Below are 19875 nucleotides of genomic sequence, written 5' to 3'. Positions count from 1 at the left end.
ATAACGGTGGGACCGCACACTGCGATGACCGGGGTGACCCGTAGAATTCGCACCCATGCTCTCCGTCAAACAGGAATTGCTCGCGGCGCTGGCCGGCGAGCTGGAAAAACTCTCCCCAGGCGCGGGCGTTCGCGCCGCCTTTGAAAACCCCAAGCTTGCCGCCCATGGCGACCTGGCCTGCACGGCCGCCATGCAACTGGCCAAGCCGCTCAAAGCCAACCCGCGCGCCCTGGGCGAGCAACTGCAAGCCGCGCTGCTGGCGACACCCGCATTTCAGCAATGGGTGGCCGCCATCGAGATCGCCGGCCCCGGTTTTTTGAACATCCGCCTGAAGCCGGCAGCCAAGCAGCAGGTGGTGCGCGAGGTGCTCAGGCAAGGCGAGCGCTTTGGCTTGCAGGCCGCGCGCGGCGAAAAAATCCTGGTGGAATTTGTCTCCGCCAACCCCACGGGGCCGTTGCATGTGGGCCATGGTCGCCAGGCGGCGCTCGGGGATGCGATCTGCAATCTCTATGCCACCCAGGGCTGGAGCGTGCACCGCGAGTTCTATTACAACGACGCCGGGGTGCAGATCGACACCCTGACCAAAAGCACGCAGCTGCGTGCCCAGGGCGTGAAGCCGGGCGATGCCGCCTGGCCCGAGGCCGCCTACAACGGCGACTACATCCAGGACATTGCCGACGCCTTTGTGGCCCGCGCCAGCGTCAAGGCCGACGACCGCGAGTTCACCGCCAATGGCGATGTGAGCGACTACGACAACGTGCGCCAGTTTGCCGTGGCCTACCTGCGCAACGAGCAGGACAAGGACCTGCAGGCCTTCGCGCTCAAGTTCGACGAGTACTACCTGGAATCGAGCCTCTACACCAACGGCCATGTCGAGGCCACGGTGCAGCGCTTGATCGCCAACGGCAAGACCTACGAGCAGGACGGTGCGCTGTGGCTCAGGTCCACCGACTACGGTGACGACAAGGACCGCGTCATGCGCAAGAGCGACGGCGGCTACACCTATTTCGTGCCCGACGTGGCCTACCACATCCAGAAGTGGCAGCGCGGCTACACCAAGGTGGTGAACATCCAGGGCACGGACCACCATGGCACCATCGCCCGCGTGCGCGCCGGCCTGCAGGCGGCGGATGTGGGCATTCCCGAGGGCTATCCAGACTATGTGCTGCACACCATGGTGCGCGTGGTGCGTGGCGGCCAGGAGGTCAAGATCAGCAAGCGTGCCGGCAGCTACGTCACGCTGCGCGACCTGATCGAGTGGACCAGCAAGGATGCCGTGCGCTTCTTCCTGCTCAGCCGCAAGCCCGATACCGAGTACACCTTCGACGTGGACCTGGCCGTGGCGCAGAACAATGACAACCCGGTGTACTACGTGCAGTATGCCCACGCACGCATCTGCTCGGTGTTGCGCGGCTGGAACGAGCACTATGACCTGGCTGCCCTGCAGGACGTGGACCTGTCGCCCCTGCAAGGCGAGCAGGCCCAGGCACTGATGCTGCTCCTGGCCAAGTACCCCGAGATGCTCACCGCCGCGGCCACGGGCAATGCGCCCCATGATGTGAGCTTCTACCTGCGCGAGCTGGCCGCCGCCTATCACAGTTACTACGACGCCGAACGCATCCTGGTGGATGATGAGCCGGTCAAGCTGGCCCGCCTGGCCCTGGTCGCTGCCACGGCCCAGGTATTGCACAATGGCCTGGCGGTGCTGGGCGTGTCAGCGCCCGCCAGAATGTAGGTGATCCTCATATGAAGAAACAGCAACGTGGCAGCACCGGCGTGGGCTTCATCCTCGGGGTGCTCGTTGGGCTGGGTGGCGCGCTGGCCGTGGCCATCTATGTGACCAAGGTGCCCGTGCCCTTCCTGAACAAGAACGGCGTGCGCGCACCCGAGCAGGACGCCGACGAGGCCAAGCGCAACAAGAATTGGGACCCGAACGCACCGCTGTATGGCAAGAACCCGGCGCGGCCCGTCACGCCGGCGCCTGCGCCCGAGGGGGCGGCCGTAACGCCGCCGGCGGCCGTGGCCACGCCAGAGGCGCCCGCGCCGGCAGCGCGCACGACGGCCGCCCGGCCCGAGGCGGTGCAGCCATCGGCCGATCCGCTGGGCGATCTGGCGCGCGCCAAGTCCAAGGCCGCGCCCGAGGTGGGTGCGGAGCCGTTCGAATACTTCGTGCAGGCCGGCGCCTTTCGCTCTCAGCAGGATGCCGATGCGCAGCGCGCCAAGCTTGCCATGCTGGGCTGGGAGGCGCGTGTGAGCGAGCGCGAGGCCAATGGCCGCACGGTGTTCCGTGTGCGCGTCGGCCCATTTACCAAGCGTGACGATGCCGAATCGCTGAAGGAAAAGCTCGCTGGCGCGGGCGTCGACTCGACGCTGGTGCGAGTGCAGCGCTGAACTTTTATCCCTGCACCGGCTCACAAGCTTCCATACCGTCTTAGGAGTATTCAAGAACCATGAAACGCCGTGAGTTTTCCCTCTCTGCTGCCGCCCTGACGGCGGGGGCCCTGGCCCTGCCCGCACGGGCTCAGCCGCGCGAAGGCAAGGATTACCGCAAGCTGGCCAAGCCGGTGGCCACAGAGGCACCGGCCGGCAAGATCGAGGTGGTCGAGTTCTTTGGCTACTTCTGCCCGCACTGCAATTCGTTCGAGCCCGCGCTCAACGCCTGGCTCAAGACGGCGCCCAAGGACATCGTCCTGCATCGTGTGCCGGTGAATTTCAATGCCAAGACCGTGCCCATGCAAAAGCTCTACTACACGCTCGAAGGCCTGGGCAAACTGGAGCCGCTGCACGCCCAGGCGTTCCGCTACGTGCATGTGGAGCGCAAGCCCCTGCAGGAGGACGCGCAGGTGCTGGCCTGGGCCGGCATGCAGCCGGGCCTGGACCAGGCCAAGTTCAAGGAGATGTACAACTCCTTCGGCGTCGCCAACCAGATACGCAAGGCTACGCAGCTGCAGCAGGCCTACGATGTGGAGGGGGTGCCCTCCATGGGCGTGGCCGGGCGCTACTACGTCGATGGCACCATGGCCGGCAGCACGGACAATATGCTGCGCCTGGTGGAGCAGCTTGCGGCGCAGGTGCGCAAGGGCTGAGAGGCTGTGCCACACGCCAAAGCGCGCCTGGAGCGCGCTTTTTTTTGCTCCTGTACCGGTGCGGCGCAGGGTGGCCAAGGCGATCAGTACAATGACCGCAAGAATCGTGCCCTATGAAAATCAGACTGCCCTCCCTCCTGCTGTTTGGCGTCCTGGCCCTGGCCTTCCTGCCTGTCGCGCAGGCTGAGAAGGCCGACCGCGGCAAGCCCATGAACATCGAGGCCGATGCGCTGCGCCACGACGAGCTCAAGCAGACCAGCGTGTTCACCGGCCATGTGGTCATGACCAAGGGCAGCATCGTGCTGCGCGGCGCGCAGCTGGAGGTGCGTCAGGATCCTGAGGGCTACCAGCACGGCGTGGTGACGGCCGAGCCCGGCAAGCGCGCCTTCTTCCGCCAGAAGCGCGACACGCCGCCCGGAGGGGTGGATGAGTTCGTGGAGGGCGAGAGCGAGGTCATCGAATACGACGGCCGCAGCGACATCGTCAAGCTCATACGCCGTGCCGAGCTGCGCCGCTACCGCGAGGCCACACTCACCGACGAGCTGATGGGCGCGCTCATCGTCTACAACAACGTCACCGATGTGTTCACCGTGGACGGGCAAAAGGCCGCGCCGGGCGCTGCCAACGCGGGCGCGTCAGGCGGCCGCGTGCGTGCCGTGCTGGGGCCCAAGGAGCCGGCCGCGGGGAGCGTGGCAACGCCCGCGGGCAGTGCGCCGCCGGCGCTGCGCCCCGCGCCCCGCCTGGGTGACGGCAAGTGAGCGCCGTGGTGAGCGGGGCAGGCGCCGCTGGCGCAGCGCATGACCCGGCCAGCGGTGCCAGCCGGCTGGAGGCGCTGCACCTGCAAAAGTCCTACGGCAGCCGCAAGGTGGTCAAGGACGTGTCCCTGGTGGTGCAAAAGGGCGAGGTGGTGGGCCTGCTCGGCCCCAATGGCGCGGGCAAGACCACCTCTTTCTACATGATCGTGGGCCTGGTGCGCAGCGACGGCGGCGACATCCGCATCGATGGCCGGTCGGTGGCCAACATGCCCATACACCGGCGCTCGCGCCTGGGGCTGTCGTACCTGCCGCAGGAAGCGTCGATCTTTCGCAAGCTCAACGTCGAAGACAACGTGCGCGCGGTGCTGGAGCTGCAGACCGACGAGGCCGGCCGGCCGCTGGCGCGCGCCGAGATCGAGCGCCAGCTTACCGGCCTGCTGCAGGAGCTACGCGTGGAGCATCTGCGCCAGTCGCCGGCGCTGGCGCTGTCGGGCGGCGAGCGCCGGCGCGTGGAGATTGCCCGTGCCCTGGCCACGCAGCCGCGCTTCATCCTGCTGGACGAGCCCTTTGCCGGCATCGACCCGATTGCCGTGATCGAGATCCAGCGCATCATCGGCTTCCTGAAGGAGCGCGGCATAGGCGTGCTGATCACCGACCACAACGTGCGCGAGACCCTAGGCATCTGCGACCATGCCTTCATCATCAGCGATGGCCGCGTGCTCGCGCAGGGCACGCCGTCGGACATCGTGGACAACGCGGAAGTGCGCCGGGTGTACCTGGGCGAGCATTTCCGCATGTGAGCGTGATGCAGGTGCGCGGCCCAAGGCAATCGGTGGACGCCAGGCCATGAAGCCGAATCTGTCACTGCGCGTCTCGCAGCACCTGGCGCTTACGCCGCAGCTGCAGCAGTCGATTCGCCTGCTGCAGCTGTCCACGCTGGAGCTGGCCCAGGAGGTCGAGCAGATGCTCGATGACAACCCGTTCCTGGAGCGGGCTTCCGAGGAGGGGCCGCAGGAGCCCGAGCAGTATCCGGCCGGTGGTGCTACATATTCAGAAGCTACTGGCGCAGATGCAGCAAGCGTTGATGCCGAAAATGATGCTGAAATGCCCGCCGTTACCAGCCCCAGCGACTGGGAGGGCGACGGCAGCATGGACGCGGCCACAGAAGACGGGGAATGGGGGGGGGATGGCATGCTGCGCAACGGCGGCAGCGGCGACGGCGAGGAGGCCGATGCTACCGAGCTGGCGCGCAGCCACGAGTCCCTGACCGACTTCCTGCACCGCCAGGCGCTGGCGCTGCGCCTGTCCGAGCTGGACAGGGCGGCGCTGCGTTTTCTCATCGAGTCGCTGAACGACGATGGCTACCTGGATGAATCGCTGGAGTCCCTGGCCATCAGCCTGGCCGGGGTGGATGACCCGGCGCAGCTTGAGGAGCTGGTGCACCGCTTCACCGTCGCCCTGGGCCTGCTGCAAAGCCTGGAGCCGGCAGGCGTGGGCGCACGCGACCTGGCCGAATGCTTGACGCTGCAGCTGCACGCCATGAATCAGTGCGAGGAGGGCGATCCGGCCGTGGTGCAGGCCGCGCTGTGCATCTGCCGCCAGCCGCTGGACCTGCTGGCGCGGCGCGACCTGCGCCGCCTGGCCCAGGCCTGCGGCAGCAGCGAGGATGACACGCGCAGCGCCATGGCGCTGATCACGCGGCTGGAGCCGCGCCCCGGCCGGCGCTTTGCCGACGTGGAGCGCAACGTCATCGTGCCCGACGTGATCGTGAAGAAAACCGGGCGCGGCGCGCAGCAGACCTTCAGCGTGCAGCTCAACCCCGATGTCATGCCGCGCCTGCGCGTGCACGACATCTACGCCAGCGCCCTGCGCGGCGGCAGCAAAGGCGAGGGCCACCAGGCGCTGCAGACCCGGCTGCAGGAGGCGCGCTGGTTCATCAAGAACATCCAGCAGCGCTTTGACACCATCCTGCGCGTGTCGCGCGCCATCGTGGAGCGGCAAAAGAACTTCTTCGTGCACGGCGAGCTGGCCATGCGCCCGCTGGTGCTGCGTGAGATCGCCGACGAACTGGGCCTGCACGAGTCCACCATCAGCCGCGTGACCAGCGCCAAGTACATGGGCACGCCCCAGGGCACGTTCGAGCTCAAGTATTTCTTCGGCTCGGGCCTGGGCACCGAAACCGGTGGCAACGCGTCCAGCACCGCGGTGCGCGCGCTCATCAAGCAGTTCGTGGCCGCAGAAGACCCGCACAAGCCGCTGTCGGACAACCAGATCGCCGAAATGCTCAAGGAGCAGGGCATAGAGTGCGCGCGCCGCACCGTGGCCAAGTACCGCGAGGCGCTGAAGATCGCACCGGCCAACCTGCGCAAGGCGCTATAGACGGATTTTGAATCCACGGAATGTGAAGGACATCCCCCATGGCACGCATCATTTACGAGCTGCCGGCACGCTTCGGTTTCCGCACCGAGCTGCAGGTCTACATCAGCCACGTCAACCAGGGCGGGCATCTGGACAACGCCCAGCTGCTCAGCCTGGTGTCCGAGGCGCGCGTGCGCTTCTTTCGCTCGCTGGGCTACACCGAGGCCGACGTGGCCGGCCTGTCCACCGTGGTGGGCGACATGCTGGCGCAGTACAAGTCCGAGGCCTTCCATGGCGAGACGCTGCGCGTGGAGATGACGCCCCAGGACTTCAACCGCTATGGCTTCGACCTGGTGTTCCGGATGACCGAGGTGTCCTCGGGCCGCGAGGTGGCGCGCGGCAAGACCGGCGTGGTTTTCATCGACCGCGCGGAGCGCAAGCCCGCGCCCATCCCCGGGACCGTACACGAGCTGCTTTTGGCCGTGGCAGCGCGTTGAGGCAGGGCATGGCAAGCAAGGCAGCGTGACCCAGGGGGGCGCTGCCTTGTGGGGTGCCTGTGGCGGCCGCGGCGCTCAGGTGAGGCGGCGCCGCCGTGCAAGACCGAGGCCGGCCAGCGCCACGCCTAGCAGCGCCAGCGAAGCGGGCTCGGGAATGCGGTTGACAACGATGTCATCGATGAGGAATTCGGGGGTGGATCCTCTGCCAATGGCGGTAAAGACCACCGAGCTCAGATTGGTGAACGACGACGGAAGGAAGAATTGATCCCAGTCGTACGGTGCACGCCTATCCAGCGTGACGGAAGTAAAGACGGTTCCGCCGCCCACAAGATTGCCGAGGATGTCAATGCTTGTGGCAACGCTATAGAGAGAAACGGGCAGGGAGGGGGCAAAGTTCTCTGTCCTGCCGCCGGCAAAAAACGATGTCAGCGAAAACGCGGCACCCCCGCTTTCGGTCATGGTCAGAATGGAGCGCTCGTTGGCGTTGATCAGCGCGGCCGACGTGTTGCTCTGAATCACACCCGGGTCGCAGATATACATCGAAGAATCCACGGGGTTGCCGGCAAAGGTGAAGCCCTGGCTTTGAACCGTGGTTCCGGCGTAGTAGCAGCTGCCTGAGGGCACGTCCTGGAAATCGACGACGGCGGCCTGTGCGGTACCAACGACACCAGCCAATAACACACCGGCAAGGCTGGTCATGGTTGCGGTCAGCTTCATGATGGGTTCTCCTATTGTGAGCAGGTGTCCATATCCGAAGCAAGTCGCGTTCCAGGATGCCAAGCCATTGATTTTTAAAGAAGACGACCTGAGCAAAGGCCGCCGCCGTAAAAAAATCTGACACCCGCGGCGCGAGGTCTGTGCCGCGTCAAGCCAGCAGCTTTTGCGCGGCCTCCCCCTGCGGCAGCCTGAAGGCGGCGACCACCTGGGCCAGGTCGTGGGCCTGCTGCTGCAGCGCATGCGCCGCCGCCGTGGCCTGCTCGACCAGGGCGGCGTTCTGCTGCGTGGCCTGGTCCATTTGCGACACGGCGTCGCCGATCTCGGCGATGCCCGTGCCTTGCTCCTGGCTGGCGTTGCTGATCTCGGCCACGATGGCGCTGACGCGGCGAATGCTTTGCTCGACCTTCTGCATGGTCTCGCCCGCGTCCTGCACCAGGCGGCTGCCGGCGCCGACCTGGCCCACCGAGTCGTCGATCAGCACCTTGATTTCCTTGGCCGCCGTGGCGCTGCGCTGGGCGAGCTGGCGCACCTCGGTGGCCACCACGGCAAAGCCGCGGCCCTGCTCGCCGGCGCGCGCGGCCTCGACCGCGGCGTTGAGCGCCAGGATGTTGGTCTGGAAGGCGATGCCGTCGATGACGCTGATGATGTCCTCGATCTTGCGCGAGGCGCTGTGTATGCCGCCCATGGTCTGCACCACCTGCGCCACCGCCGCCCCGCCCTGGATGGCCACCTGCGAGGCCTCATGCGCTAGCTGGTTGGCATGCCGGGCGTTGGCCGCGTTTTGCTGCACCGTGGCCGTGAGCTGTTCCATGGCGGCCGCGGTCTCTTCCAGTGAGCTGGCCTGGCCCTCGGTGCGTCCCGACAGATCCTGGTTGCCGCTGGCAATCTCGCTTGTGGCCAGGCGCACGGATTCGGACGCCTGGCGTATGCGCAGCAGCACGGCGGCGATCTTGTCGGCAAACTGGTTGAAACCCTGCGCGATCTGCGCCAGCTCGTCGCGCCCCGTGGCGTCCAGGCGGCGCGTGAGGTCTCCCTCGCCCGAGGCAATGCCCTGCAGCGCGTCGCGCACCAGCGTCAGGCGGCGCAGCATGCGCGCCACCACGGTGGCCATCACCAGGCCGGCGATCACGGCAAAGAGCAGGGTGCTGAACATGGTCATCTGGCCGAGCCGGGTGAGCGCGGACAAGGCTGCGGCCTGGTCCGCCACCACGGCCAGCACCCAGGGCGTGCCCTCGACCTTGGCGGCGTACAGCAGCTGTGGCCGGCCGTCGATGGTGACCGTCTCATGCCCCAATTGGCCTGCCAGGCGCGTGAACAGGGCCTGGTCCAGTCCGGAGGCGAGCTCGCTCACCGGCTTGAGCGTCAGGGCGCTATTGGCGTGCGCCAGGATGTTGCCCGTGGCGCCGTCGAGCAGGAAGGCAAAGCTCTTGTCCGTGGCGCGTATGCCCGTGACCTTCTTCACCACCGTGGAGAGCTCGATGTCCGAGCCCACCACGGCCAGCGTGCGTCCGGCCTCGATCACGGGCCGCACCAGGCTCACCGTGAGATTGCCCGTGGCCGAGTCGGGGTAGGCCGGGGTGATGGCGGGCCCGCCCGCGGCCACGGCCTGCTTGTACCAGCCGCGCTCCGTGCCGTCATAGCCCGCGGGGCGCGGCTTGGTAAAGGCATGGCGCTTGTCGGCCATGACGAAGTAGGCCAGGTCCAGCCCCGCTTTCTCCGCCGCCTGCAGGAAGGGCAGGGGGTTGTCTTCGCGCACGGCGATTTCGATGGAACTGGTGAGCTGCTGCTTGTCGCCGATCCACTGCGTCAGCTCCGCGGCATATTGCCGCGTCAGCCCGCCGATGCGCTCGTCCAGGGCCTGCAGCATGCTGCCGCGCACCACCACAAACGCCACCAGCGACAGCCCCAGCAGGGACAAGGTGGCAACGGCGATGCTCATGCCGATCAGGCGGGCACGCAGGCTTTGGAACATGGGGGAGTCTCCTGAGTTTGTATTGAATCCGTTTTGCATGTTACTGCTGGTTTTTTTGCCCTTTCCCCAATGCCGGGCCATTCTTGTGTAACAACGGCCGCTGGCCGGGACGTGCAAGGCCGTGTATGCCAGATGTGCCTGGCCGTGCCTTATGCTTGACGGGCTCTATGAATACCTTGCAACTTTTCCTGCCCTGCGCCGCCGGCGTCGAGGGCTTTCTGGCCGACGAGGTCCATGGCCTCACGGGTCTCACGGGCCAGGATCTGCTCGTCGGCCGCGGCGGCGTGCTGCTGCGCGGCAGCTGGCGTGACGCGCTGCGCCTGAATTTGCACAGCCGCCTGGCCCAGCGCGTGCTGGTGCAGCTGGCCGAGCGGCCGTACCGCAGCGAAGATGACATCTACGCGCTGGCCGGCGACGTGGCCTGGGAGGCCTGGTTCACCCCGCGCCAGAGCTTCAAGGTCGAGGTCACGGCCCAGCACAGCCCGCTCAAGAGCCTGAACTTTGCCGCCCTGCGCGTGAAGGACGCCGTGGCCGACCGCTTTCGCACCAAGGCCGGCGCGCGCCCCGACGTGGAAACCCGCTGGCCCGACGTGCGCATCCACCTGCACCTGACACACGAGCTGGCCACCGTGTACATCGACACCTCGGGCGAGCCCTTGTTCAAGCGCGGCTGGCGCGAGGACAAGGGCGACGCACCGCTGAAGGAAACCCTGGCCGCGGCCATGATCGCCGCCACCGGCTGGGACCCGCATGGCGCGGACCCCCTGCCGCTGTACGACCCCTGCTGCGGCAGCGGCACGGTGCTCATCGAGGCCGCGCAGATGGCCTGCCGCATCGCGCCGGGCAGCCGGCGCCGCTTCGCCTTCGAGAAGCTGCTGCCCTACCAGGCCCATGTCTGGGCTGCTATTAAAGAAGAAGCTGCTGACGCCGTTACTACGGCGCGTGTGCCGATTTTTGGCAGTGATGTATCGCACCGCATGGTGGACTTTGCCCAGCGCAACGCCGAGCGCGCCGGGGTGGCCGCGGCCGTGCAGCTGCGCGGCGGCGACGCGCTACAGCGCATGCCGCCCTGCGACCGGGCCGGCGTGATGCTGCTCAACCCGCCCTATGGCGAACGCATCGCCGCCGCGGGCACGGCCGGGCGCGACGCGCGCGAGCGCATGGGCCAGGTGCAGCGCGCCGGGCGCGAAACCGCCCAGACCGAGGACGGCGTGGACTTTTTTGCGCAACTGGCCGCGCACTGGAAGAAAAACTACGCCGGCTGGCAGGCCTGGATGCTCACCCCCGACCTGAAGCTGCCGGGCAAGATGCGTCTGAAGGAGTCGCGCCGCGTGCCGCTGTGGAACGGCCCTATCGAGTGCCGGCTGTTTCGCTTCGACCTGGTGGCCGGCTCGGCGCGCGCACGTCCCCACCCCGGCACGCCCCCCGATGCGCCCTGAGCTGCGCCTGCCCGCCGTGGCCCAGGCCGGTGCGGGCGCGCACGCGGTGGTGCTGGACACCAACATCGTGCTCGACCTGTTCCTCTTTGCCGACCCCGCCGTGGCCGCCGTACGCACGCTGCTGCGGGCGCGGCGCCTGCATTGGCTCACCACCCAGCCCATGCGCGACGAGCTCGGGTGCGTGCTGCAGTACGCCCACCTGCGGCCGCGCATGCAGCACCATGGGGTGGACGCGGCGGACGTGCTGGCCGCATTCGATGCCGGCACACGCCTGGTGGACGTGGCCGCGCGTGCCCCTTATGTCTGCAAGGACGCGGACGACCAGAAGTTCATCGACCTGGCGGTGGCGCACCGCGCCATCCTGGTGTCCAAGGATAAGGCCGTGCTATGTATGAGAAAACGGCTGTTGACGCTAGATACGCATGTGACTGCAGCTATTGTTTTTGATGACGCTACACCCTGTGTGGGCTGAACATTGCACCCATGGGTGCGCGTGTTTGTTGCGGTGCAGCACGAATTTGGATTGTGGTTTATACTTAGTGCCTAGGGTTAACACCTAGTGGTTAACCCGATGCTGAGCGGTGTTCGAGATGCGCACCGCCATGCACCGGATGGGCATCTCAGGTAGGAACCAAAATGCGCGACGTCATCCTTTCAATCATCGACTTCATCCAAGAAGCCCGCGCGGCTCATCTGGCCGTTGCCAGCCAGTAATGTGCGCGGCCGTACGCGGCCCGCACTAGCGTAGATCACGCCCCGTTGCCGCCTGGCATGGGGCGTTTTTTTCGGGCAAGCCGGGATTTAACGCAGCTGGATAAATCGCCAACAGCTATTTAAATCATAGTAAATTGGGTGCGAGCGCTACACTGGCGCACCCTCCCACGCAAACTCAGTCACAGCGGCACCACGACCATGACCACCACCGACACCGCTCCCGCCAGCGCCGCCGAGCCGGCTCTGGGGCCCGATGAACTCGACGAACTCGACCAGCTGCTCGACGACCTGCGCACGCGCGAGGAAGACCTGCCGCAGTGGGAGTTCTGCGACGGCTTTCTGACGGCCCTGGTCTGCACGCGCCGCCCCGTGCCCGCGGCCGAATGGCTGCCCATGCTGCTGGGCGATGGCCTGCCCCTGGAGGGTGCCTATGGCGCGCCCCTGCCGCTCATGCCGCCCTTCAAGAGCCTGGCCCAGCAGCAGCGTTTTCTGGCCCTGTGGGAGCTGCGCCGCGCTGAGGTGGAGCAGCAGCTGGATGCGCAGGCCGAGTCGCTCGATGCCGACAACGCCTTCCAGCCCGAGGTCATCGACATGCGCGGCGCCATCGCCAGCCTGCCCGAGGAGGAACGGGCCGAGATGGAGGGCCAGGAGATCCCCTCGTTCGGCCAGGTCTGGGCCCTGGGCTTCCTGTTCGCCGTGGAAAACTGGCCCGAGGACTGGGCCGCCCCGCGCGACAAGGAGGCCGCGCAGTGGCTGGACGGCGCGCTGGAATCCATCGTCGCCCTGACCGAGGACGACACCGGCCGGCCCGAGATCTGCATGTACGCCGAGGACGGCCCGCCCAGCACCAGCCAGGAGCGCCTGGAGGTCTTCGGCGAGGCCATCTGGGCCGTGTACGACCTGCGCCAGCTCTGGCGCAGCCTGGGCCCGCGCGTGGAGGCGGTCGTCAAGGGCGCACAGCCCGGCCGCAACGACCCCTGCCCCTGCGGCAGCGGCAAGAAGTACAAGAAATGCTGCGGGGCGTGAGGGCGCGCCCGGCGTTTCGTGCTGTTTGATGTGTGTCAAGCCGTCACAGGGGTGAACGGTTTGCAATAAGGGGTTTGCAATCGCCCCAGCCCATGTTCACGCATGTCGTTCCCACTGCCTGGCGGCCCCTGCTCCAGGGCATGGGGCTGGCTGCTGCATGGCTGGGCGGCCTGGGCCTGTTGGTTAGCACGGGCGGAGCGGGTTTCGGGGAGGCTCTGGGCCTGCTGCATCCCACCGGCGGCCTGGTTCTGGCGCTGTTGCTGTGCCGCAGCGGCCACGACCATCTGCGCTTTGGCGCGGGCCTGGCCCTGGGCGGGCTGTGCATGGCGCTATGGCGACCGTGGACTGGCGAGGAGGGCGCATCGGTGGCCGAGCTGCTGGCCTGGGGCGTCGAGGCCGGCCTGGGCTGGCGACTACTGCGCCGACAGGGGCCGGAGCACGCGGCGCTGCCCCCTTTCCGGCAATTGCTGCTGCATGGGGGCGGCTGGGCCGCGGGCAGCGGCGCGCTGGCCTGGGCCGGCGTCATGCTGGTGGCAGGGGACTGGGCCGTCGCCGAGTGGGTGGTGCGGTGGTTGCGCTGGTGGGCTGGGTCGGCCCTGGGCGTGATGCTGATCGTGCCGCTGATCCTGTCGTGGCGCCAGGCCTGGCGTGCCGGCGTGCCGCCGCGCCAGCTGGCCGAGGGGGTGCTGCTGTATGGGCTGGCCTGTGCCGCGGGAAGCGTGATTTTCTGGGGTTGGGGCGGCCCTGGCCTGCGGCCGTTGGCCCATGCCTATTGGCTGTTTCTCTTCGTGGTCTGGGCCGGTGTGCGTCTGGGGGTGGCGGGCACCATGGGGCTGTTGTGTCTGGTCGCCGCACAGGCGGGCTGGGGCATGCAGCAGCGCCAGGGTTTTTTTGCGCAAGACCTGCAGGCCAGCGGCGGGCTGGGCTATGGCGCCTACGTCATGATCCTGTTCCTGGTCGGCATGGCGCTGGCCTCCTATCTGCAGGAGCTGCGCCGCCAGAACGCCGAGGCACGCATCGCCGCCATCGCCTTCGAGTGCCAGGAAGGCCTGCTGATCACCGATGCCCAGGGGGTGATCCTGCGCGCCAACCAATCGCTGCTGGCCATGTCGGGTTATGCCGCGCACGAAGTGCTGGGGCGCACGCCACATTTCCTGCGTGCCTCCAGCAGTGGCCAGGGCAGCGAGGGCCCGCCGCCCTGGCCGGCGCGCCAGCTGCGGGCATGGCTCCGGCGCAAATCAGGGCAGCGCTATCCCGTGTGGCTCACCTGCACGCCGGTCACCAACTCCCGCGCCCAGGTGACGCACCATGTGTTCACGCTCAGCGATATCAGCGACTGGCGGCGCCAGCAGGCGCTGCGCCGCCAGCGCGAACAGGCCCAGCGCGACGTGCTGGTGCGCGAGGTGCATCACCGCATCAAGAACAACCTGCAGGGCATCACCGGCCTGTTGCAGACGCTGGGGCAGCGCCATCCCGTGCTGCACGAGCCGCTCGCCGAGGTCGCCGGCCAGGTGCACAGCGTGGCCGTGTTGCATGGCCTGAAGGGCCGCAGCCGGGCAGACCAGGTGCGGCTGTGCGAGTTGGTGCAGGAGGTGGCCGAGGGTGTCGGTGCCCTGTGGTGCGTAGCCATAGCCATGCAGCTGCCGCCGCCCGATGCGGGCGCGTCGGCATATCGCATTCAGCCAGCGGAGGCCGTGCCGCTGGCGTTGATCCTGCATGAGCTGATCCTGAATGCCGTGAAGCATGGTGGGCGCACGCACCAGGACGTGCAGGTCGGCATAGAGGTGCAACAGGGGCGGCAGGCATGGCTGACCATTTCCAACCGCGGGCGCTGGCCCGATGCCCCGCCAGAAGGGCGGGTGGGGTTGGAACTGGTTGCGACCCTGATGCCGCGTTCCGGTGCCGCCCTGGCGCTGGAACAACTCGGCGAGCGTGCCGTGGCACGCCTGAGCCTGCAGGCACCCGTGCTCCAGTGGGGCCGGGCTGCATCCGTGCTGGAGAAGCATGAACATGAAAGCTGACGCTGACGCTGACACGCCACGCACCAGCCTGCTGCTGGTGGATGATGACCGGCTGATCCTGGGTACGCTGGGCGCGGGCCTGCGCCATTTGGGCTATCGGGTCGATGTCGCCGTGGACGTGGCAGAGGCCGAGGCGCTGCTCGGCGCCAGCCTGCGTCCCGACCTGGCGATCGTGGACATGCATTTGCCTGGGTCTGATGGCCTGGCGCTGGCCCGGCGGCTTGCCGAGCTCGGCCATGTGCCGTTTGTGATGCTCAGCGCCTACAGCGACGCTGCCAATGTGGAGCGCGCCACACGCAGCGGAGCGCTGGGCTATCTGGTCAAGCCACTCATGCTGCACCAGATCCAGCCGGCGATAGAAACCGCGCTGCGGCGCGCGCGCGAACTCGATGAGTTGCGCCGCACCAGCGCCCAGCTGCAGGCGGCGCTCGATACCGACCGCGAGATCAACGTGGCCACCGGCATCGCCATGGCGCAGTACCGCATGGCCCGCCAGCCGGCCTTCGAGCTGCTGCGCAATGCCGCGCGCGCCCAGCGGCGCAAGCTGGCGGCAGTGGCGCAGGAGCTCGTGCGCGCCTGCGAGTCGCGGCAGCGTTGATATAGGTCAGCCAACAACCTTGCCACCCCGGCGGCATCCCGTGCGCCAGGGGTTTTTGTGGATGCGATCTATTGAAAGCCGGATCATAATAGTTTGTTGCTTGTGCGGCTCTGCCGCACTGTATTGTCTTCAGGCCCTGCCCCCGCCTATCCAGCCATCGACCGGTGCCTTGTGTGCCGATGGTCGTCGTTGCAAGCGGGGGCGTCATGCCGGGTCTCTTTGGGTACTGTGAACAGCTAGCTGCGGGTGTTGCCGTGCGGCGTGCGGGAGCGCACGCATGATGGCGCATGCCAATGGGCACCGGCGCGCGGCGGGCAGGTCGCGCCTGCTGCACGCCGAGGCCATCCAGGATCAGCTGACGCGCCTGCGCATCGGTACGCGGCTTGCGCTCACCATGGTGCTGGCGATCCTGGTGGCCGCGGTGCTGGCGGCGGCCGGCATCCGGGGTCTGGCTGCATCCAAGGAAAGCCTGCGGGTGGTGTACGAGGACCGCATGGCCCCGGTGCGCTCGCTATCGCAGATCGCGCAGCTCATGCTGGCCAATCAGTTGCACCTGCAGCTCTCCCTGTCCCAGGCAGCGCCGGCGTCTGGTGCGCTGGAGCCGGCCGCCGCCTGGCAGGCGACGCTGCAGATCGAACGCAACATCCGCGCGATCGACCAACTGTGGGCCGACTATCTTTCGGTGCCGCGCGGCAGCGACGAGATGGCGCTGGCGCAGCGCTTCGGCCACTACCGGGCGCGCTATCTCGACGAGGCCGTGGCGCCGGCCTTGGCGGCCCTGCGTGGCTTGGACTATCTGGATACGCGGCGGCTGGCCGACAACGCCCGCGCGCTGTACGCGCAGGCCTACCCCGAGATCCAGGCACTGGTGGGCCTGCAGTTCGAATTTGCCGATGCGGCCTACCATGGGGGCGTGCGCCGCTACGAGTACACACGCTGGCTCTCCCTGGGCGCCCTGGTCGCCGCCATGCTGGTCTTGAGCGGCCTGGGCCTGCTGCTGATCCGCTCCATCGTCGAGCCGCTGCGCCAGGTGATTGCGGTGTGTGACCGCATTGCCGGCGGGCAGCTGGATACGCCCATCGCCGTGCGCGGGCGCGACGAGATCAGCAACGTTTTTCGGGCGCTGCGTTCCATGCAGACCAGGCTGCGCAAGAGCGAGCAGGCCATTCACAAGCTGGCTTATTTCGACCCGCTGACCGGGCTGCCCAACCGCCTCCTGCTGCGCGAGTACATGCGCCAGGCCTTGGAGGAGGGGGCTTCCTCCCATGGGGCATTGCTGCTGGTGGATCTGGACAACTTCAAGACCATCAACGACACGCTGGGCCATGAGGAGGGCGACAAGCATTTGGCCCAGGCCGCGCAGCGTCTGACGCAGGCCGTGGCAGGGCGGGGGCTGGTGGCGCGCCTGGGCGGCGATGAGTTCGTCGTCCTCCTGCAGCGCTTGCATCCGGACGAGTCCCAGGCCCAGGCCCAGGCGCGGGCGCTGGCCGAGCAGGTGCTGGCCGCCTTGTCCAGCCCCTCCCAACTGGCCGGGCGCCAGATGCATACCAGCGCCAGCTTGGGGGTGAGCCTGTTCCGGCCGGGCACGAGCAGCGCCAAGGAACTGCTCAAGCGTGCCGATATGGCCATGTACCAGGCCAAGAGCGCGGGACGCGACGGTTACCGCTTCTTCGATCCGGTGCTGCAATCCAAGCTTGAGGCCAGGGCGGCGCTGGAGACGGCCTTGCATGGCGCCATAGCCGCACGCCAGCTGGCGCTGCACTACCAGGTGCAGGTGAATGCCCGGCTCCAGCCCGTGGGCGTGGAGGCGCTGCTGCGCTGGCGGCATCCGCACCACGGCCAGGTTCCGCCGGGGCAGTTCATCCCCATTGCCGAGGCGTCGGCCCTGATCCTGACCCTGGGGGAGTGGGTGCTGCAGGCGGCTTGCACGCAACTGCGGGCCTGGGCCGACCAGCCCCATGCGTGCAGGTTGACGATCTCCGTCAACGTGAGCGCGCGCCAGTTCGCCCACCCGGGCTTCGTGGATCAGGTGCATGCGGCACTCGCCAGCACCGGTGCCAGGCCGGATCGGCTGGTGCTGGAATTGACCGAAAGCACGATGCTGCACGACATCGACGACACCGTGCGCAAGATGCAGACGCTGCGCAGTCTGGGCGTGCGCTTTGCGCTCGACGACTTCGGCACGGGCTACTCCTGCCTGTCGCAGCTGCAGCGCCTGCCGCTGTACCAGCTGAAGATCGACCGCAGCTTCATCCAGGACCTGGGGCCGCAGGCGAGCGACGCGGTCATCGTACGCACCATCGTGGGCATGGCCCGCAGCCTGGGGCTGCATGTGGTGGCCGAGGGCGTGGAGACCGAGGCCCAGTCCAAGGCCCTGGCACAGCTGCAATGCCCGGGGTTCCAGGGGTATTTGTTTGGCATGCCGCAGCCCGCACCGGCGCTGGAGGCCTGGCTGCGCAGCCAGGCCGGCACATTGACCGTGGTTCATTCCGAACCGAGCATTTTCCCGAGCGCTGAAAGACAGGCATGAACCGATTCAAGATTTCCACCCGCGTATCCCTTTTGGCCGGCGCCCTGTCGCTGCTGGTGCTGTGCATCGGCCTGCTGGGGCAATGGGGCATCGCCCAGGCGAATGCCGATATGCGGGTTTTGTACGAGGAGCGCCTGGCCGCCACGGCGCGCATGGGGCAGATCCAGTCGCTACTGCTGCGCAACCGGCTGGCCCTGGCCGTGGCCCTGGTGACCCCGGAGCCCGGGCAGATGCGCGCCAGCGCCGACGAGGTGGAGACGAACATCGCCGCCATCACCCGCATCTGGGAGGAGTACCTGGCCGGCCATGGTGGCGGGCTGGCCGGCGAGGAGCAGCGCCTGGCCCAGGACTTTGCCCTGCACCGCCAGCGCTTCGTACAGCAGGGCCTGCGGCCCGCGGTCGCCGCCCTGCGCGCGCAAGAGCCGCAACAGGCACAGCAGGTGGTGCTGCAGGCCGTGCGTCCGCTCTACGTGCCCGTGGGTGCCGGCATCGACGCCCTGGTGCGCCTGCAGCGCGAGCAGGCGCGCCTGGCCTACGAGGCCGCCGATGCCCGCTACGCCGCCATCCGCGCGCTGTCGCTGACGGCCATGGGGCTCGGCTTGCTGTTCGCCCTGGTGTTTGGCTGGGCCCTGGTGCGCGGCATCACCGGCTCGCTGGCGCAGGCGGTCGAGGCCGCGCAAGGCGTGGCGCGCGGCGACCTGGACCGCTCCATAGCCGCGCCGGGGCGGGACGAGGCGGCCCAGGTGCTGCAGGCGCTGGCGGCGATGCGCGCGCAGCTCGCGCAGGTGGTGCGCGACATTCGCCGCGGCAGCGAGAGCGTGGCCAATGCCGCGGTGCAGATCGCCGCCGGCAACCAGGACCTGGCGGTGCGTACCACCGAGCAGGCCGGCGCGCTGGAGCAGCAGGCCGCCGCCATGGAACAGCTCACGGCCTCCCTGGAGCACAGCGCCGCGAATGCGCGCGAGGCCCAGACCATCGTGGCGCACGCCAGCGACGCCGCCACGCAGGGCGGCCAGATGATGGCCCAGGTGGTGCGCACCATGGACGAAATCCACCACTCGGCGGGCAAGATGGCCGACATCATCGGCCTCATCGATGGCATCGCCTTCCAGACCAACATCCTGGCCCTGAATGCCGCCGTCGAGGCCGCGCGCGCCGGCGCCCAGGGGCGTGGCTTTGCCGTGGTGGCCAGCGAGGTGCGCGCGCTAGCCCAGCGTTCGGCCGAGGCCGCACGCGAGATCAAGCAGCTCATAGCCACCAGCGTGGGCCGTGCCGCCGATGGCACGGCGGTGGTGAACCGTGCCGGCGCCACCATCCAGGAGGCGGTGAACGCCATAAGCCGCGCCGCGCCGCTGATGCTGGAGATCAGCAGCGCCAGCGCCGAGCAGAGCATAGGCATGGCCCAGATCGGCCAGGCCGTGCAACACATGGAGCAGGGCACGCAGCGCAATGCCTCTTTGGTCGAGGAAATTTCGGCCGCGGCCGACAGCCTGCGGCAGCAGGCCCAGGCGCAGGTCGAGGCGATTGCCGTGTTCCGGCTGGAGGAGGCGTCGCCGTCGCTGGCGGAGCCGCCCGACGGGCCCGCCTTGGAGCTGCTGCCAGTGCGGCGGCCTGCGCCCGCGCTGCTGCTGGCCTGAAGCGGCTCCTATAGCAGGGCAGCGAGCCGCGCCAGCGCATGGCGCACCGTGGCCGCGCGCACGGCGGCCCGGTCGCCGGCAAAGTGGCGCAGCTCGCTGTGCGTGCTGTCATGCACCTGCCAGCCAAACCACACCGTGCCCACGGGCTTGTCGGCCGATCCGCCCGTGGGGCCGGCGATGCCCGTCACCGCCACGCCGACCTGGGCCGCGCTGTGGCGCACGGCGCCCTGGGCCATGGCGCGGGCCACGCTCTCGCTCACCGCGCCTTGCTGTTCTATGAGCTCTGCCGGCACGCCCAGGCATTGCACCTTGGCGGCGTTGGAGTAGGTTACGAAGCCGCGCTCGAACCATTGGCTCGACCCCGCCAGGTCGGTGCAGGCGGCGGCGATCATGCCGCCGGTGCAGCTTTCTGCCGTGGCCAGCATCCAGCCGCGTGCCAGCAGGGTCGTCGAAATATGAGTCAAATAGGCCTGCAGCGCTTGTGTGTCAAGCGCAGATAGCTCATGTTTTGATATCGACATGGCC

General features: G+C 67.9%; 17 protein-coding genes. 14 read left to right on the top strand and 3 right to left on the bottom strand.

The features are described from left to right. The first annotated feature begins 55 nt into the window (after window positions 1-55). The 7 genes from argS (at window position 56) to P7644_RS18770 (ending at window position 6696) form a co-directional block, all read left to right on the top strand. The gene (argS, locus tag P7644_RS18800; protein WP_404300769.1) at window positions 56-1735 is read left to right on the top strand and encodes an arginine--tRNA ligase; all 1680 of its coding nucleotides are present in this window, start codon (window positions 56-58) and stop codon (window positions 1733-1735) included. Window positions 1736-1746: 11 nt separating this feature from the next. After that, a complete protein-coding gene (locus P7644_RS18795) occupies window positions 1747-2391 on the top strand; it encodes an SPOR domain-containing protein (protein WP_404300768.1) in 645 nt (214 codons plus the stop codon). Window positions 2392-2450: 59 nt separating this feature from the next. Beyond that, complete coding sequence (locus tag P7644_RS18790; protein ID WP_404300767.1) at window positions 2451-3086, top strand: thiol:disulfide interchange protein DsbA/DsbL; 636 nt, start codon at window positions 2451-2453, stop codon at window positions 3084-3086. A gap of 113 nt (window positions 3087-3199) precedes the next feature. Beyond that, window positions 3200-3844 carry a lipopolysaccharide transport periplasmic protein LptA gene (gene lptA / locus P7644_RS18785; RefSeq protein WP_404300766.1) on the top strand — a complete coding sequence of 215 codons (645 nt, stop codon included), beginning with the start codon at window positions 3200-3202 and terminating at the stop codon, window positions 3842-3844. An 8-nt stretch (window positions 3845-3852) separates the two neighbouring features. After that, the gene (lptB, locus tag P7644_RS18780) at window positions 3853-4641 is read left to right on the top strand and encodes an LPS export ABC transporter ATP-binding protein (protein ID WP_404300765.1); all 789 of its coding nucleotides are present in this window, start codon (window positions 3853-3855) and stop codon (window positions 4639-4641) included. Window positions 4642-4687: 46 nt separating this feature from the next. Beyond that, window positions 4688-6220 carry an RNA polymerase factor sigma-54 gene (locus tag P7644_RS18775; RefSeq protein ID WP_404300764.1) on the top strand — a complete coding sequence of 511 codons (1533 nt, stop codon included), beginning with the start codon at window positions 4688-4690 and terminating at the stop codon, window positions 6218-6220. Window positions 6221-6258: 38 nt separating this feature from the next. Further along, the gene (locus P7644_RS18770; RefSeq protein ID WP_404300763.1) at window positions 6259-6696 is read left to right on the top strand and encodes an acyl-CoA thioesterase; all 438 of its coding nucleotides are present in this window, start codon (window positions 6259-6261) and stop codon (window positions 6694-6696) included. A 75-nt stretch (window positions 6697-6771) separates the two neighbouring features. Here the strand turns inward: P7644_RS18770 and P7644_RS18765 are convergent, their stop codons facing one another. Beyond that, a complete protein-coding gene (locus P7644_RS18765; RefSeq protein WP_404300761.1) occupies window positions 6772-7413 on the bottom strand; it encodes a PEP-CTERM sorting domain-containing protein in 642 nt (213 codons plus the stop codon). Between the two features lie 148 nt (window positions 7414-7561). After that, window positions 7562-9385, bottom strand: a complete 1824-nt coding sequence (locus P7644_RS18760) for a methyl-accepting chemotaxis protein (protein ID WP_404300760.1) — start codon at window positions 9383-9385, stop codon at window positions 7562-7564. A 167-nt stretch (window positions 9386-9552) separates the two neighbouring features. Between P7644_RS18760 and P7644_RS18755 the strand changes: the two genes are divergently transcribed. The 7 genes from P7644_RS18755 (at window position 9553) to P7644_RS18725 (ending at window position 19350) form a co-directional block, all read left to right on the top strand. Then, the gene (locus P7644_RS18755) at window positions 9553-10824 is read left to right on the top strand and encodes a class I SAM-dependent RNA methyltransferase (protein ID WP_404300759.1); all 1272 of its coding nucleotides are present in this window, start codon (window positions 9553-9555) and stop codon (window positions 10822-10824) included. Beyond that, a complete protein-coding gene (locus P7644_RS18750; protein WP_404300758.1) occupies window positions 10814-11296 on the top strand; it encodes a putative toxin-antitoxin system toxin component, PIN family in 483 nt (160 codons plus the stop codon). The genes P7644_RS18755 and P7644_RS18750 overlap by 11 nt, the downstream gene beginning before the upstream one ends. Before the next feature lie 440 nt (window positions 11297-11736). Then, window positions 11737-12564, top strand: a complete 828-nt coding sequence (locus P7644_RS18745) for a UPF0149 family protein (protein ID WP_404300757.1) — start codon at window positions 11737-11739, stop codon at window positions 12562-12564. Window positions 12565-12656: 92 nt separating this feature from the next. Continuing rightward, entirely contained in the window at window positions 12657-14585 is a 1929-nt protein-coding gene (locus P7644_RS18740) for an MASE1 domain-containing protein (RefSeq protein ID WP_404300756.1), read from the top strand. Further along, complete coding sequence (locus P7644_RS18735; RefSeq protein ID WP_404300755.1) at window positions 14575-15183, top strand: ANTAR domain-containing response regulator; 609 nt, start codon at window positions 14575-14577, stop codon at window positions 15181-15183. Before P7644_RS18740 ends, P7644_RS18735 begins: the two co-directional genes overlap by 11 nt. A 277-nt stretch (window positions 15184-15460) precedes the next feature. Then, on the top strand, window positions 15461-17713 hold the full coding sequence (locus P7644_RS18730; RefSeq protein ID WP_404300754.1) for a putative bifunctional diguanylate cyclase/phosphodiesterase: 2253 nt from the start codon (window positions 15461-15463) through the stop codon (window positions 17711-17713). Further along, window positions 17710-19350, top strand: a complete 1641-nt coding sequence (locus P7644_RS18725) for a methyl-accepting chemotaxis protein (RefSeq protein WP_404300753.1) — start codon at window positions 17710-17712, stop codon at window positions 19348-19350. Before P7644_RS18730 ends, P7644_RS18725 begins: the two co-directional genes overlap by 4 nt. A gap of 8 nt (window positions 19351-19358) precedes the next feature. Here P7644_RS18725 and P7644_RS18720 read toward each other — a convergent pair whose 3' ends face one another. Then, the gene (locus P7644_RS18720) at window positions 19359-19871 is read right to left on the bottom strand and encodes a CinA family protein (protein WP_404300752.1); all 513 of its coding nucleotides are present in this window, start codon (window positions 19869-19871) and stop codon (window positions 19359-19361) included. Window positions 19872-19875: the final 4 nt, after the last annotated feature.

It is taken from the genome of Alicycliphilus denitrificans (genome assembly GCF_044792555.1).
Taxonomy (GTDB): Bacteria; Pseudomonadota; Gammaproteobacteria; order Burkholderiales; family Burkholderiaceae_C; genus Alicycliphilus; species Alicycliphilus denitrificans_A.
This window is presented reverse-complemented; position numbering and strand designations above follow the sequence as displayed.

What these genes read in the sequence shown, in the direction of transcription:
- P7644_RS18795 (WP_404300768.1), top strand. Translation starts at nt 1,747, where the DNA reads ATGAAGAAACAGCAACGTGGCAGCACCGGCGTGGGCTTCATCCTCGGG.
- P7644_RS18740 (WP_404300756.1), top strand. Translation starts at nt 12,657, where the DNA reads ATGTTCACGCATGTCGTTCCCACTGCCTGGCGGCCCCTGCTCCAGGGC.
- P7644_RS18775 (WP_404300764.1), top strand. Translation starts at nt 4,688, where the DNA reads ATGAAGCCGAATCTGTCACTGCGCGTCTCGCAGCACCTGGCGCTTACG.
- P7644_RS18745 (WP_404300757.1), top strand. Translation starts at nt 11,737, where the DNA reads ATGACCACCACCGACACCGCTCCCGCCAGCGCCGCCGAGCCGGCTCTG.
- P7644_RS18765 (WP_404300761.1), bottom strand. Translation starts at nt 7,413, where the DNA reads ATGAAGCTGACCGCAACCATGACCAGCCTTGCCGGTGTGTTATTGGCT.
- P7644_RS18770 (WP_404300763.1), top strand. Translation starts at nt 6,259, where the DNA reads ATGGCACGCATCATTTACGAGCTGCCGGCACGCTTCGGTTTCCGCACC.
- lptA (WP_404300766.1), top strand. Translation starts at nt 3,200, where the DNA reads ATGAAAATCAGACTGCCCTCCCTCCTGCTGTTTGGCGTCCTGGCCCTG.
- P7644_RS18725 (WP_404300753.1), top strand. Translation starts at nt 17,710, where the DNA reads ATGAACCGATTCAAGATTTCCACCCGCGTATCCCTTTTGGCCGGCGCC.
- P7644_RS18730 (WP_404300754.1), top strand. Translation starts at nt 15,461, where the DNA reads ATGATGGCGCATGCCAATGGGCACCGGCGCGCGGCGGGCAGGTCGCGC.
- P7644_RS18760 (WP_404300760.1), bottom strand. Translation starts at nt 9,385, where the DNA reads ATGTTCCAAAGCCTGCGTGCCCGCCTGATCGGCATGAGCATCGCCGTT.
- argS (WP_404300769.1), top strand. Translation starts at nt 56, where the DNA reads ATGCTCTCCGTCAAACAGGAATTGCTCGCGGCGCTGGCCGGCGAGCTG.
- P7644_RS18735 (WP_404300755.1), top strand. Translation starts at nt 14,575, where the DNA reads ATGAAAGCTGACGCTGACGCTGACACGCCACGCACCAGCCTGCTGCTG.
- P7644_RS18755 (WP_404300759.1), top strand. Translation starts at nt 9,553, where the DNA reads ATGAATACCTTGCAACTTTTCCTGCCCTGCGCCGCCGGCGTCGAGGGC.
- P7644_RS18720 (WP_404300752.1), bottom strand. Translation starts at nt 19,871, where the DNA reads ATGTCGATATCAAAACATGAGCTATCTGCGCTTGACACACAAGCGCTG.
- P7644_RS18750 (WP_404300758.1), top strand. Translation starts at nt 10,814, where the DNA reads ATGCGCCCTGAGCTGCGCCTGCCCGCCGTGGCCCAGGCCGGTGCGGGC.
- P7644_RS18790 (WP_404300767.1), top strand. Translation starts at nt 2,451, where the DNA reads ATGAAACGCCGTGAGTTTTCCCTCTCTGCTGCCGCCCTGACGGCGGGG.